The 14231-nt window shown below is 47.9% G+C and carries 15 protein-coding genes; 6 read left to right on the top strand and 9 right to left on the bottom strand.

The features are described 5' to 3' along the window. Nucleotide 1: 1 nt before the first annotated feature. From EDI28_RS12395 to EDI28_RS12380, 4 genes are read left to right on the top strand one after another with little or no spacing between them, the layout of a single operon-like run. Nucleotides 2–964, top strand: a complete 963-nt coding sequence (locus EDI28_RS12395) for an ABC transporter permease (protein ID WP_128784192.1) — start codon at nt 2–4, stop codon at nt 962–964. Continuing rightward, complete coding sequence (gene sapC / locus EDI28_RS12390; protein WP_128784191.1) at nt 951–1838, top strand: putrescine export ABC transporter permease SapC; 888 nt, start codon at nt 951–953, stop codon at nt 1836–1838. The genes EDI28_RS12395 and sapC overlap by 14 nt, the downstream gene beginning before the upstream one ends. After that, a complete protein-coding gene (locus tag EDI28_RS12385) occupies nt 1838–2839 on the top strand; it encodes a peptide ABC transporter ATP-binding protein (RefSeq protein ID WP_128784190.1) in 1002 nt (333 codons plus the stop codon). The genes sapC and EDI28_RS12385 overlap by 1 nt, the downstream gene beginning before the upstream one ends. Beyond that, nucleotides 2836–3660 carry a peptide ABC transporter ATP-binding protein gene (locus tag EDI28_RS12380; protein ID WP_128784189.1) on the top strand — a complete coding sequence of 275 codons (825 nt, stop codon included), beginning with the start codon at nt 2836–2838 and terminating at the stop codon, nt 3658–3660. The genes EDI28_RS12385 and EDI28_RS12380 overlap by 4 nt, the downstream gene beginning before the upstream one ends. A 50-nt stretch (nt 3661–3710) precedes the next feature. Here EDI28_RS12380 and EDI28_RS12375 read toward each other — a convergent pair whose 3' ends face one another. From EDI28_RS12375 to aroA, 8 genes are all read right to left on the bottom strand, one after another. After that, nucleotides 3711–4982 carry an MgtC/SapB family protein gene (locus EDI28_RS12375; protein ID WP_128784188.1) on the bottom strand — a complete coding sequence of 424 codons (1272 nt, stop codon included), beginning with the start codon at nt 4980–4982 and terminating at the stop codon, nt 3711–3713. A 206-nt stretch (nt 4983–5188) separates the two neighbouring features. After that, on the bottom strand, nt 5189–5884 hold the full coding sequence (gene pyrF, locus EDI28_RS12370) for an orotidine-5'-phosphate decarboxylase (RefSeq protein ID WP_128784187.1): 696 nt from the start codon (nt 5882–5884) through the stop codon (nt 5189–5191). Nucleotides 5885–6180: 296 nt separating this feature from the next. Next, on the bottom strand, nt 6181–7350 hold the full coding sequence (lapB, locus tag EDI28_RS12365) for a lipopolysaccharide assembly protein LapB (protein ID WP_128784186.1): 1170 nt from the start codon (nt 7348–7350) through the stop codon (nt 6181–6183). 6 nt (nt 7351–7356) lie between these two features. Continuing rightward, nucleotides 7357–7641: a LapA family protein gene (locus EDI28_RS12360; RefSeq protein ID WP_128784185.1), complete on the bottom strand. Its 285-nt coding sequence runs from the start codon at nt 7639–7641 to the stop codon at nt 7357–7359. A 130-nt stretch (nt 7642–7771) separates the two neighbouring features. After that, nucleotides 7772–8062: an integration host factor subunit beta gene (gene ihfB / locus EDI28_RS12355; protein WP_128784184.1), complete on the bottom strand. Its 291-nt coding sequence runs from the start codon at nt 8060–8062 to the stop codon at nt 7772–7774. A gap of 71 nt (nt 8063–8133) precedes the next feature. Beyond that, on the bottom strand, nt 8134–9804 hold the full coding sequence (rpsA, locus tag EDI28_RS12350) for a 30S ribosomal protein S1 (protein WP_128784183.1): 1671 nt from the start codon (nt 9802–9804) through the stop codon (nt 8134–8136). Between the two features lie 99 nt (nt 9805–9903). After that, on the bottom strand, nt 9904–10587 hold the full coding sequence (gene cmk / locus EDI28_RS12345) for a (d)CMP kinase (RefSeq protein WP_128784182.1): 684 nt from the start codon (nt 10585–10587) through the stop codon (nt 9904–9906). A 261-nt stretch (nt 10588–10848) separates the two neighbouring features. Continuing rightward, the gene (aroA, locus tag EDI28_RS12340) at nt 10849–12129 is read right to left on the bottom strand and encodes a 3-phosphoshikimate 1-carboxyvinyltransferase (protein WP_128784181.1); all 1281 of its coding nucleotides are present in this window, start codon (nt 12127–12129) and stop codon (nt 10849–10851) included. 164 nt (nt 12130–12293) lie between these two features. On the opposite strand from aroA, the gene EDI28_RS12335 reads away from it, so the two are divergent. Next, nucleotides 12294–12719 (top strand): nucleotide triphosphate diphosphatase NUDT15, encoded by a 426-nt coding sequence (locus EDI28_RS12335; RefSeq protein ID WP_128784180.1) that lies wholly within the window; start codon nt 12294–12296, stop codon nt 12717–12719. Between the two features lie 67 nt (nt 12720–12786). On the opposite strand, the gene EDI28_RS12330 is transcribed toward EDI28_RS12335, so the two are convergent. Next, nucleotides 12787–13470: a hypothetical protein gene (locus EDI28_RS12330; protein ID WP_128784179.1), complete on the bottom strand. Its 684-nt coding sequence runs from the start codon at nt 13468–13470 to the stop codon at nt 12787–12789. A gap of 213 nt (nt 13471–13683) precedes the next feature. Here EDI28_RS12330 and EDI28_RS12325 point away from each other — a divergent pair, with 213 nt between their 5' ends. After that, entirely contained in the window at nt 13684–14205 is a 522-nt protein-coding gene (locus tag EDI28_RS12325) for a lipocalin family protein (RefSeq protein ID WP_164918541.1), read from the top strand. The last annotated feature ends 26 nt before the right edge of the window (nt 14206–14231 follow it).

Below are 14231 nucleotides of genomic sequence, written 5' to 3'. Positions count from 1 at the left end.
CATGTTTATTTATACTATTCGCCGTTTGAATCTGTTTCTGATCACTATGGCAATTTTAACCATGGTTGGGTTCAGTATTCTTCGACTCGACCAAAGCTCACTCTGGAGCAATCAGCCCTTTTGGGGAGGTTGGTTCACCTATATCGATAACCTGCTGATGGGTAACCTCGGCCTCAACCGACATGGTTCACCTGTATTGCTGGACGTGCTCACTGTTTTTCCCGCAACGCTTGAACTTTGCTTCTTTGCTTTTACCCTATCCCTGCTTGCGGGCATCCCGTTGGGAACACTGGCTGGTGTAAAACGCGGGCGATTTATCGATACTGCAATCTCATCCATCGCTCTGGTCGGTTACTCTATTCCGCTCTTCTGGCTGGCAGTGTTGCTTATCATGCTCTTTTCGCAGCAACTTGGCTGGCTCCCGGTTGCAGGCCGCTACAGCCTACTCTATGAGATAGACCATGTTACCGGCATTGCGCTGGTTGACGTTATGCTCTCTGACAAGCCTTACCGCTCTGAAGCCCTGATGGATACCATCCGCCACCTTATCTTACCAACCATGGTATTGGCGATGGCACCAACTACCGAGGTGATCCGCCTGACCCGAGCATCGGTTGCAGAGGTGATGAATCAGAACTTCATTAAAGTCGCACAGACCAAGGGCCTGTCGATGTTCGAAATTATCATGCGCCATGTTCTGAAAAATGCCATCCCCCCCATTATTCCTAAGCTCGGCATGCAATTTTCTACCATGATGACGTTTGCCATGTTGACCGAATCAATCTTCAACTGGCCAGGCATTGGCCGCTGGCTGCTAAACGCTATCGCCGAACAAAACTATGTCGCGATTCAGGCCGGTGTCATTACCGTCGGTAGTTTTATTTTGATTGCCAACATTCTGTCAGATCTTACTGGCGCTATTGTTAACCCGCTTGTCAGAAAGGAATGGTATGCTATCAAATAACATATACCAGGAGCAGAAAATCCCGACCCAATGGGAGCGAGCCTGGCAAAATTTCCGCTCCAATTCACTGGCGATGTTTGGGTTATGGTGCCTGTTTTTTCTACTGATCATCACCTTCTCCGCACAGTTTATCGCGCCCTATGCACCTAACCAGCAGGTCGGTGAGCTACTGATGCCACCGTCCTGGGATCCAAGCGGCCATGTCGAGTTTTTCTTCGGTACCGACGACCTTGGCCGTGATATCTTAACCCGGCTGCTTCTGGGCTCTCAGCTGACCTTCGGCTATGCACTGCTAATTGCCCTGGCCTCTAGTGTGATAGGGATTGTCATTGGTGTCATGGCCGGTATGACCCGAGGGTTAAAATCGAGCTTCCTGAACCATATTCTCGATACCGTCCTTTCTATCCCGTCCATGTTACTGGCCATCATAGTGGTTGCCTATATGGGACCGGGGGAAGTGAACATCCTGCTGGCTATCTGGCTGGCACTGATCCCTCGTTTCATTCGCGCAGTATATACTGCGGTACATAGCGAGGTTGAAAAGGACTACATCATTGCTGCCCGCCTTGATGGCGCCAATGATTTCTATCTGCTGTTTAACTCTATTCTGCCTAATATTCTGACCGTCATTACCACCGAGATCACCCGGGCCATATCGATTGCGACCCTCGATATCGCCGCGCTGGGTTTTCTTGGCCTTGGTGCCCAGGCACCGTCCTCCGAATGGGGGGCTATGCTGGGAGACTCCATCGAGCTCATCTATCTGGCACCATGGACTGTCACTCTACCCGGACTGGCAATCACCTTCAGCGTATTAGTAGTAAACTTAGTAGGAGAAGGACTCCGCCAAGCAATCAATGCGGGGATTGATTAATGCCGTTATTAGATATTCGTAACCTGACAATTGAGATTGAGACCCCACAAGGGCTAGTCAAAGCAGTTGACCGTATGAGCCTGACCCTCAACGAGGGGGAGATCAGAGGGTTGGTTGGTGAATCAGGTTCGGGCAAAAGCCTAGTTGCCAAAGCCATTGCCGGAGTCACCAAAGACAGCTGGCGAGTCAGTGCCGACCGCCTAAGGTTGGGTGACGTAGATCTGCTTTCACTATCAACACGCGAGCGCCGAAAAATAGTCGGTCGCGAAATTGCGATGATTTTCCAGGAGCCCTCCTCTTGTCTGGATCCATCCGAAGAGGTGGGAGAACAGCTGGAAGAAGCCATTCCTCAGGTATCGTTCAACGGCCATTGGTGGCAGCGCTTTCAATGGCGCCAGAAACAAGCAATAGCCCTGTTACACAAAGTCGGGATCAAAGAACACAAGCGGGTAATGAAAAGTTATCCGTACGAACTGACTGACGGCGAATGTCAGAAAGTAATGATTGCAATGGCTATTGCCAACCGCCCTCGCCTGCTGATTGCCGATGAGCCAACCAATGATTTAGATCCAATCACCCAGGCGCAAATATTCCGCCTGCTAAGCCGGATGAACCAGCTCGGCAATACCACTATCCTGCTAGTCAGCCATGATCTGACGACCGTTACCCAGTGGGCAGACAGGATCACCGTGATGTATTGCGGACAGTCGGTCGAGTCCGGTAGCCGAAAGCAGCTGCTGCAATCGCCCCATCATCCCTATACCGAGGCACTGCTTCGTGCAATGCCGGATTTCAATCTGGATGTGCTACCCCATAAATGTAAACTGGAAACGCTACCCGGCTCTATTCCTCCTCTGCAGCACCTGCCCATTGGCTGTCGCCTTGGTCCGCGCTGTCCCCATGCCCAGCGCAAGTGCGTCGAAGTGCCTAAGCGAAGAAAGATTAAGAACCATAAATTCAGCTGTCATTTCCCGCTGAATATGGAGGAGACGAATAAGTGAGTGCACTACTAGAAGTCGAACATCTGAAGAAGGACTATCACTATCGCTCGGGCCTGTTCCGACGCCGTACTATTGAGGCCGTAAAGCCGGTATCATTCACCCTGGAAGCTGGTGAGACAATCGCCTTTATGGGAGAAAACGGCTCAGGCAAGTCAACTCTGGCAAAAATGCTATCAGGTGTTGTCGAGCCAACAGAAGGCATTATTCGGGTCAACGGCGAGCCGCTGGCCCCCAATGACTTTCAGACCCGCTGCAAGCTGATCAGGATGATCTTCCAAGATCCCAATACTTCACTGAATCCCCGGATTCAAATTGGAAAAATCTTAGAAGGACCGCTAAAGCGTAATACCAACATGACGCCTCAGGCGCGCGAGCGCAGGATCATGATGACCCTCAAACGCGTTGGCCTGCTGCCCGAACATGCCTACTTTTATCCGCAAATGTTGGCGACAGGACAGAAACAGCGTGTTTCCCTTGCCCGTGCCCTGATCCTTCAGCCTTGTATCATTGTGGCTGATGAAGCCTTAAACGGTTTAGATATGTCGATGCGCTCCCAGATCCTCAACTTGTTATTGGAACTTCAGGAAGAAATGGGATTGTCATATGTCTATGTATCGCAACATATGGGCGTTATCAAACATTTCACCGACAAAGTGATGGTCATGCAAAATGGGGAGGTTGTTGAGCAAGGTCTGACGGCCGAAGTGTTTGCGGCCCCCCAGCACTCGCTGACTCAAAAACTACTCGACAGCCATTTCTCGGCACCTGCGCATGACCGAACCAACCGCATCAGCAGTGCTACGCCAAAAATTGAATGCTAAAACTCGTTATCCGGGGCGGCCTGGCAGCTGCCCGTCTCTCGCTAGTTGCATTAGCTCAATGTAAGCCACAACGCCGTAGCTCCTAATAGCACAGAACCTGTTATCGGTATAATTACAAACTTACGCAACGGTTTGGCACCGATAACGCAAGCCATTCCCATTTTAATCAGGCTGTTTACCGCAGCTGCGATAAAAATACCCAGCATCGCTGTGTTAGCCAATAGACCATTCGCACTTTGCCTGCCAAGCGCCAACGTAATAGCATCGACATCGGTAATACCGGATATGGCCGCTAATAATAATGTCCCTGTATTACCAAACCATTCCTGCAGCAGATTAGACAGCAGCATAATCAGCAATAGTACGATCCCGAAAAAGAAGGCTGATGATAACGCCAGCGGATTCTGTTTTACTTCCGGAGATTTATCAGTATCCAACTTATTATGAGTCCAGATCCAATACGCCGGCAAATAGAAGCCAAACATCATCAGCAGCATCGGCAACCACAGCATTTCTACCAAGGAATAGTTCACCACCGAGCACACAAACAAAATGCGTGGAAACATGGTTCCGCAGCTAATTAAAATACCGCTGGCAAGCAGGCCACTTAAATGTGTCTGCTGCTTTGACAAGTGTGAAAACTGTAGTGTTAGCGCTGTTGAGGAGCTCAGGCCCGCAAACAGACAAGTAAACAGTATTCCCTTTTCAGCCCCACCAATCTTAATCGCAAAATAGCCGACAAACGAAATACCGGCGATAAGCACAACCATCCACCAAATCTCATACGGGTTGATAGCCTGCCACGGCCCCATTCCCTGGTTGGGCAGCAAGGGGAGCATTACAACGGAAATCAGCAATAAGCGCAGTGCTGCATCAAGTTCATATTCCTGCAGCCTCATTAAGGCGGTATGAAGCTCTTTCTTATTATCGAGAATGATTGCCGTGATCACGGCCGCCGATGCGGCAATAACAGGTTCTCCGACAACCGCCAGGCTACCGAGCAAGAAGGTGATCAACATCCCGACCAAGCCGGTAATGCTGAGGTTTATCTTCACTTTCTGGCTCTTTATATAGGCAACTATAATGACGACAGAAAATGCAAGCAGTGAAAAGGCGAGAAAAAACTCTGAAAAGGACAAAGTCAGCAAGCCACATATACCCCCCAACAATCCTATCAGAGAATAGGTACGGATCCCTGCAATCCGGGAGCCAGCAGCTTCATTTCGATCAACCCAGCCCCGCTGGATACCAATAATGGCCCCGAGCATCAGGGCGATGAACAAACGCCAGAACGATGAATCAAAATCGAATGCGACATCCATTTACACTCTCCCCAGCCAAATAAAACCCACGGCTGACATGTCGAAAGAAAAACTTTCTGTTTTGTATAAGTGTATGAAAAAATATATAACGGAACATAGACGACTATCGAAACTTTGGTCTTGTAATACGTAAAACCAAAACACCCAATAGAAACGCCCGGCAGATGCCGGGCGCTATTTAATCATTTTCTGTTGTCGGTAAAAACTTACGCCAAAGATTTATTTATCTCGGCTAGCACAATAGCAGGATCGGCAGCTTGCGTTATCGGACGGCCAATAACAAGGTAATCAGAGCCTGCCTGAACAGCCTCGACAGGCGTCATAACGCGACGCTGGTCGCCTGCGGCGCTACCAGCAGGGCGGATACCCGGGGTGATCAGCTTGAACTCTTTGCCTAGCTCCGCTTTCAGCATGCTTGATTCCTGAGCCGAGCACACTACACCGTCCAGGCCGCTGTTCTTGGTCAGCCGCGCCAGATTCAGTACATGATCCTGAGGCTCAGCCTGAATACCGATACCACGCAGATCAGCCGCTTCCATACTGGTAAGAACAGTAACAGCAATTAGCAACGGGCGCTCTTTGCCAAACGGCTCTAGAATATCACGCGAGGCCGCCATCATGCGCTCACCGCCACTGGCGTGTACATTGACCATCCACACCCCAAGCTCAGCCGCTGCGGCAACCGCTCGGGAACAGGTATTGGGGATATCATGAAATTTCAGGTCCAGGAATACAGAATGGCCCCGGTCATGCAGTTTACGCACAAAGTCAGGGCCAAAATAAGTAAACATCTCTTTGCCAACTTTCAGTCGACAACTTCCCGGTTCAATACGGTCAACGAACGCCAGCGCTTCGTCTTGGCTTGGGTAGTCGAGAGCGACAATCACTTTTGGGTCTAACATGGCATCTCCTGCTTAGTTATTGTTCAATCCTCCCCAGCACGCTGAGGGCGGTCAGGATTGTACAGTAAAATCATTTTTTTTCGAGCATTAATTGACTTTTTACTTGAAGTCACCAAAAGCAGATATCTTCTCTGCCAGCCAATCGTTTTACACGGCGAGTAAATATATGTGCCTAAGAATTACACCAAGCCGACTCATTACCTGGCCCATCATCAATACTGGAAAAAATCAAAAGTCTTATGGGCATAATTAAGTCAAAAAAAAGCCCATTCACAATGAATGGGCTCTCTTTTGAGCTATTCGCCATCTAGGCCACGGATCGGCTTAACATCCCCCCACCCCTTACACGATGGACACTGCCAGTATAAAGAGTGCGTGGCAAACCCACACTTTCGACAACGAAAATGCGGTTTAATCTTCAATTGTTCGCCAACGAGAGAACGTAGAGTCGTCAAGCTCTCTTTTGCCCTGCCTTCTTCCGCCTCGTCCAGATGATAGTCCATCAATTGATAGAAGCCTTTCATCGTCGGGTTCTTCGTAAGCTGGCGGGTCATAAACATCTGAGCAGTCACAGAGCCTTCATGCTTAGAAATCTCGTCAGCCAGCATCAACTCGGCGGTAGCACCAGCCTTTTGCTCGACACACTGACGCAAGTACTTAAGCCAACCTGTTTCGTTGTTGGTGGCTTCATAGCATTGCAGCAACATAGGCAGCGTTTCGCTAACGTAGTCTATATCTTGTTCTGCCACACGCTCTAGCTGCTTGGCTGCGGATTTATAATCCTCGGCGTTAATCAGAATCTTCGCCACCATCATTGATGCACGGACACAAGTTTTATCCGCCGACAGAGCTTTCTTCAGATATTGTCTCGCTTTATCTGAATTCAAGGCACTCATTTCGAGCATCGCCATTTCGCACCAATAGTGAGCGATATCATGTTTTAGCTTCGATTTACCCATCTTAACCAACTGAGAGGCCATCTCGATGGCTTTCTCCCATTCACGGGTCTGCTGATAAATCGTTAATAACTGCTGCAGGGCACCTTTTCGGTGATCGGGCTCATCCAATAATTGTTCAAATATTTTTTCGGCGCGATCAAAGAATCCGGCAGCCATATAGTCTTTTGCCAGTTGCTGCAGAGCCAAATTACGCTGATCGATGGTGAGGTTTGGACGGGCAATCAGATTTTGGTGAATACGAATCGCACGATCGACTTCACCTCGGCTTCGGAAGAGGTTTCCCAAAGCAAGGTGAGTATCAATAGTTTCGCTATCAACTTGGAGCAGTTCTATAAACACATCAACCGCTTTATCTGATTGATCAGATAAAAGTAAGTTCAAGCCAGTAACATACTGGCGCGACATGTGGTGAGACTGCTCCTGTTGTTTGTTACTAGCGCTCCTGTTACCCATATACCAGCCATAGGCAGCTGCAATCGGGAGTAACAGGAACAACAGTTCTAGCATTAACGATTATTCCTTAACAGGCTCAGCACGTAGCTGGTTCAGCTCTTGCTGCTGCTTAGCCACTTTTTTGCTTAGGCGATTTCTAGAGAATCGAGTTTTTAGATATAGCATGCCGCAAATCAGCCAGCCAATCGCAAAACCGGCACCGAATGCGATACCAAGTAATGTAGATAACTGGAACTCACCCTGAGCTACAAGAAAATCGAAATTAACCATCTGCTGGTTTTGCGCACCAAGAGCCAGAGTTGCCAAAAAGCAGACCGCTAATACAAGAAAGCTAATTATCTTCATCGTAAATCCTTCTCACTTGATCAAAAGTTTGATGGGTTGATTATGCAAGATTTTGACACATCAGACCATGATCAATAGACATAAAAAAACGGCATACTATCAGCATGCCGTTTTTTTGTTCTATTCGCGATTAACCAGCAAGTGCTAAGTTAACTCGGTCGCGTAATTCCTTACCTGGTTTAAAGTGAGGGACGTACTTGCCATCCAGCTCAACTTTATCGCCTGTTTTAGGGTTACGACCTACGCGTGGAGCACGGTAATGCAATGAGAAGCTACCAAAGCCACGGATCTCAATACGATCACCCTCAGCAAGAGTGGTCGCCATGTGCTCAAGGATTTCCTTGATTGCATCTTCTACCTGTTTGGCAGAAAGATGTGTTTGTTGACTACACAGTCTTTCAATTAATTCAGACTTTGTCATAAACACTCCGTTTTTAGTATGTTTCTCAATAGTATAACCGCTTAGGGGGAAAAATCTTCCCCCTAGCTCAATTATTCGCCTTTAGCCGCTTTGAAAGCGTCAGCCATAGCGCTACCGAACGAAGTATCTTCTTGCTTGTTCAGGTTAGCCATCGCTTCTTGCTCTTCAGCAACGTCTTTAGCACGAACAGATAGGTTGATTACGCGGTTCTTACGGTCAACGCCTGTGAATTTAGCTTCAACAGAATCGCCAACAGAAAGAACTAGAGTTGCGTCTTCAACACGGTCAACTGATGCTTCAGAAGCACGTAGGTAACCTTCAACACCTTCAATTAGCTCAACTGTTGCGCCTTTCGCGTCAACTGCAGTAACAGTACCAGTAACTAGAGCACCTTTCTTGTTAACTGCAACGTAGCCGTTGAATGGGTCTTCTTCGATCTGCTTAACGCCAAGAGAGATACGCTCACGCTCTGCGTCTACTGCAAGAACTACTGCAGAGATTTCGTCGCCTTTCTTGAAGTCACGAACTGCGTCTTCACCAGAAACATTCCAAGAAATGTCAGATAGGTGAACTAGACCGTCGATGCCGCCTTCAAGACCGATGAAGATACCGAAGTCAGTGATAGACTTGATCTTACCAGTTACGCGATCGCCCTTAGCTTGCATTTCTGCAAATGACTGCCATGGGTTAGCTTTACACTGCTTAAGACCTAGGCTGATACGACGACGTTCTTCGTCGATATCAAGAACCATAACTTCAACTTCGTCGCCCACGTTAACAACTTTAGATGGGTGGATGTTTTTGTTAGTCCAATCCATCTCAGAAACGTGTACCAGACCTTCAACGCCTTCTTCGATTTCAACGAAGCAGCCGTAGTCAGTTAGGTTAGTTACGCGACCAGAAAGCTTAGTACCTTCTGGGTAACGCTTAGCGATTGCTACCCATGGATCTTCGCCTAGCTGCTTAAGACCTAGTGATACGCGAGTACGCTCACGGTCGAACTTAAGAACTTTAACGTTGATTTCGTCGCCAACATTAACGATTTCGCTTGGGTGCTTAACGCGTTTCCAAGCCATATCAGTGATGTGTAGAAGACCGTCAACACCGCCAAGATCAACGAATGCACCGTAGTCAGTAAGGTTCTTAACGATACCTTTAACTTCCATGCCTTCTTGTAGAGAAGCAAGTAGCTCGTCACGCTCAACGCTGTTTTCAGATTCGATAACTGCGCGGCGAGAAACAACAACGTTGTTGCGCTTCTGGTCTAGCTTGATTACTTTGAACTCTAGCTCTTTGTTTTCTAGGTGAGCAGTGTCACGAACTGGACGTACGTCAACAAGTGAACCAGGAAGGAACGCACGGATACCGTTAAGTTCAACTGTGAAGCCGCCCTTAACTTTACCGTTGATGATACCAATAACTGTTTCAGCTTCTTCGTAAGCTTTTTCAAGCTGGATCCAAGCTTCATGACGCTTAGCTTTTTCACGAGAAAGTTTAGTCTCACCGAAACCGTCTTCGATTGCGTCAAGTGCTACGTCTACTTCTGCACCAACTTCAATTTCAAGTTCGCCAGCAGCGTTCTTGAATTCTTCAACTGGGATAGAAGACTCAGACTTAAGGCCAGCATCAACAAGAACATAACCGTTCTCGATAGCTACTACAGTACCTTTAACAATCGCACCTGGGCGAGTTTCGATTTCGTTTAGAGACTCTTCAAAGAGTAAAGCAAAAGATTCAGTCATTATTTAATCTTCAATTTGATTAACAACCATGGGTATCCTACCGCATGGGGTTGGTAGTAAAGTCAGTATTCATCCGTGATACCGACGCCATCGTGCTGATTACTCAGCCGATAATTTCTGTTCAATATATACCAATGCCTGGGCCGTAACTTGCTCTATTGACATCTCAGTAGAGTCTAGCACCAAAGCATCAGCTGCGGGACGCAACGGAGCCACCGCACGGTTGCGGTCGCGATCGTCGCGTTCCTGAATTTCGCTTAAAAGGCTGCCAAAGTTAACATCTAAGCCTTTCTGTTGCAACTGATTCATGCGGCGATTTGCACGTTCTTCCGCACTGGCATCAAGGAAGATTTTCACTTCTGCACCTGGGAATACGACAGTGCCCATGTCACGGCCATCAGCCACCAGACCTGGCGTTTCGCTAAATGCGCGTTGGCGACGCAGGAGTGCTTCACGTACGCGCGGAAGGGCTGCTACTTTTGAAGCGGCCATGCCCGTTTCTTCTTTGCGAAGTTCGCCGGACACATCTTCGCCTTCTAAAATAACTTTGACCAGCTCGCCTTCGGCTTTGAACTGGACATCAAGGTGTGCTGCCAGCGGAACCAGTGCTTCTTCAGATTCAAGATCAACACCATGGTGAATCGCTGCCAGCGCCAATACGCGGTAAATCGCACCGGAATCAAGCAGCTTCCAGCCCAGTTTTTCTGCCAATAGCATACATAGCGTCCCCTTGCCGGCGCCGCTTGGCCCATCAACAGTGATAACTGGAGCATGATTAGACATAGGTTTTCTCCGAATATGTTCAAATATAGAGCTTTAATACCAAACATTTGCCCATTTATGTTTCGTATTACAGCTCTCAAACGGGGGCGTATTATACTGGAAAAAAAACGTGAGTACTATCAAATCAGATTGGTGCCAGACCGTAGCCTCCCAATCTGGCATTCCTGCAAGCAACTTAGATCCACAAACCCGCCAGAAGGCGGGTTTCGTTTTGGGAAGAAAGATTTAGCGAGTTAGCTACTTGGTTATTTGGCTACTTAACTAGCTACTTAGCTGGGCCAACTTGTCAAAGTAATCAGGGAATGTCTTCGAGGTACATTTCGGATCATTAATAGTAACGGGTGTATTGCTAAGCGCCACTAACGAGAAACACATTGCCATCCGGTGATCATCATACGTATCAATAGCGGCATGTTTTAACTGCAACGGCGGAGTGATGACAATGTAATCATCCCCTTCCTCGACCTCTGCACCGACTTTGCGCAGTTCTGTGGCCATTGCAGCCAGACGATCAGTTTCCTTGACCCGCCAGTTATAAACGTTGCGAATTGTAGTTACACCATCAGCAAACAGCGCAGCCGTTGCAATTGTCATTGCCGCATCAGGAATATGGTTGAAATCCATATCCACGGCTTTCAGCTCACCACGACGGGCAATCACATAGTGGTCGCCCCACTCTATTTCCGCCCCCATCGCTGCCAGTGCATCGGCAAACTGGACATCGCCCTGAATACTCTTCTTACCAATACCGGTCACCTTGACCTCCCCGCCTCTGATGGCTGCAGCCGCCAGAAAATAGGAAGCCGAAGATGCATCGCCTTCGACCAGAAAATCACCCGGAGCTTGGTAAGTCTGTCCAGCAGGGACAAAAAACTCTTGGTAATCACGATTTTCAACCGTTACACCGAACTGCGCCATGATATGCAGGGTGATATCGATATAAGGCTTAGAAACAAGGTCGCCTTTAATGCGGATCAGGGTATCGGCCTTGGCCATTGGAGCCGACATCAAAAAAGCGGTCAGAAACTGGCTGGAAATAGACCCATCAATTTCAACTTCCCCGCCTTGCAGCCCTGTACCCTTGATTTTCAGTGGTGGGTAGTTGTCGTTTTCGAGATAAGTAATATCGGCTCCGGCCGTTCGAAGAGCCTCGACCAAATGGCCTATCGGGCGCTCCTTCATGCGAGGCTCCCCCGTCAGAACAAACTCCCCGTCGCCAAGACACAATGCCGCGGCTAGTGGACGCATCGCCGTACCGGCATTGCCCAAAAACAGCTCCAGCACCTGCTCGGGTTTAAAAGCCCTACCAAGCCCATTGACTTCACAAACGGTTTTATCTTTCGATAGTCGGTAGCTCACACCCAGCTGTTTTAAAGCATTCAGCATGTGGCGGATATCATCACTGTCCAGCAGGTTAGAGAGTCGCGTGGTTCCTTGAGCTAACGCAGCCAATAGAAGGGCACGATTCGAAACACTCTTCGACCCCGGTAGATTTACTTCGCCATTGATCTGATTTATCGGCTGTAACGTTAAACTTTCCATCTGTTATCTCTTCAATCCTGTATTTTGGGCGTTCAAGCAGATTAGCGAATAATGCCTCAGTTCGCTAGTACTGATTCAACCCAATCAAGATCACAGAAAATGGTAAGATAAGTGGCCCTTCAAATCGAAGGCAGCCTGATTTAGTTCAAAACAAGGAGCAGAGTGTGGCAGCAGAAACACCTAAAGTTGGTATCGGAGTGATCATTGTTAACGCCAAGGGAGAAGTGCTCATTGGCAAGCGGAAAAATAGCCATGCTCCTTACTACTCGATACCCGGTGGCCATATGGAGATAGGAGAAACCTTTACCCAATGTGCTGCCCGCGAGATAGAGGAAGAGACGGGACTGCTGATACAAAACCCAAACGTTATTGCCGTCACCAACAACTTGCAAACCTACCATGAGTCAGGCAAACACTATATCAGTGTTACGTTGCTGGTTACTGAATTCAGAGGTCAAGTCGAGTTACGTGAACCCGACAAATGCGAAGGCTGGCAATGGGTTGATCCTGCGCATCTCCCTTTGCCGCATTTTGATGCCAGTGAACAGTCAATTCGCTGCTACCTGGAGAACCGCTTTTGCCTCGAATAACCTCTAGGCAAACGTAACGGTGTCATTGACACCGTTATTATACCGCTATTGAACTGGCCTCAAAAAACTAGCATTCAAACTTGAGCGAAGCATTGTCTACCCAGTCTTCGCCGAGTACATCTTTCGACAACGCTGAGATGCGTTCCATTGTAGGAAGGGACGACAGTCCGGCGAAAATAAGACCGCAGCTGTCAGCAACAAAGAAACGCTTCAAAAGGTTAGTAAGCAAAATAATATAAGCTTCTTGTTGGTCATCGAGTTTGCCCTCTAGCGACAAGGTAAGATTATCGGCGCCGGCAACGATGCATAGCTTTGCGATATCATTGAGCTCATACTCAGATGTCATTTCCAACAAAGGTAAGCGGAGGTTAAGCGTGTAATGACCACATAATTCCTTGAGTGACAGCAATTGTTCAAACATGCCCTGGCGAGTTGTCGAGCGATACAGAGCAAGAGGAAAATCAACCTCCACCTCCGAGATAACACTGTCACTAACTGCGGCTTTTGCTGGAATAGCGCTTTCGTCGAGAGTCTCTGTACCAGAAAAGTAGCTGACATCTATTCGGTGCTTAATTAGTGAATAGAAGTATGGCTTCTGCTGCTTGAAGACTAGGTAACAGGTTGCGTCTTGCAGCTGCTGAGTTGCCTTGTGCTCGCTAAACAGAGATGTCAAACATTCCTTGTCACGGCCTTGCAAACTCAGTAACTGAAAATCTGATGCTTTCTTTTGGTACACATTTGAGCTCATCATAGTTCTAGCTAATCCCTCGCAATAATTTCGTATATGATACAAGAAAATAGCCTCGAGACTGTTTCTGCTGAGGGAAACTGTGTTTATAGTGGTGATTGATTTTTGTACAATCTTTGTGATTTATATCTGATGCTGTTTGCATAAATATATATAAAATGTTGTGGGATATTTCCATCCGTCCGTAAACCTGCAAGTATTTACCGAGGTAATAAGATGAATATAACCTCCCGGTTGCTAGCTACTGTTACCCTATTCGGCCTAACTGGCTGTACCGGGATGCCGGAACAGGTAACCCCGATCAAACCATTCAGCATAGACCGTTACCTTGGTACCTGGTACGAAATTGCGCGCCTCGATCACAGCTTTGAACGAGGACTGACTAAAGTTTCTGCAACGTATAGCCTTAATAAGGATGGCTCCGTCAAGGTTATTAACCGGGGGTTCTATCAAGAGGCGAGCCAATGGAAGGAAGCTGAAGGTAAGGCTAAATTTGTCGGCCTGTCCGATACCGCCCACCTCAAAGTCTCTTTTTTCGGACCGTTCTACGGCAGTTACGTCGTTTTTCATCTTGAGCCCGACTACTCCACCGCTTTGGTTAGCGGCTATAACACAGATTATTTCTGGATTCTTTCCCGCAACAAGTCAATGCCACAAGACAAGGTGCAATACTATCTGTCGATTGCCGAACAAAAAGGCTTCGATACCAGCAAAATCATATTTCCGGGGTCGTTATAAAAAAGCCTCTCAACAGAGAGGCTTAG

The organism is Photobacterium chitinilyticum, from assembly GCF_004104355.1.
GTDB classification, from domain to species: domain Bacteria; phylum Pseudomonadota; class Gammaproteobacteria; order Enterobacterales; family Vibrionaceae; genus Photobacterium; species Photobacterium chitinilyticum.
This window is presented reverse-complemented; position numbering and strand designations above follow the sequence as displayed.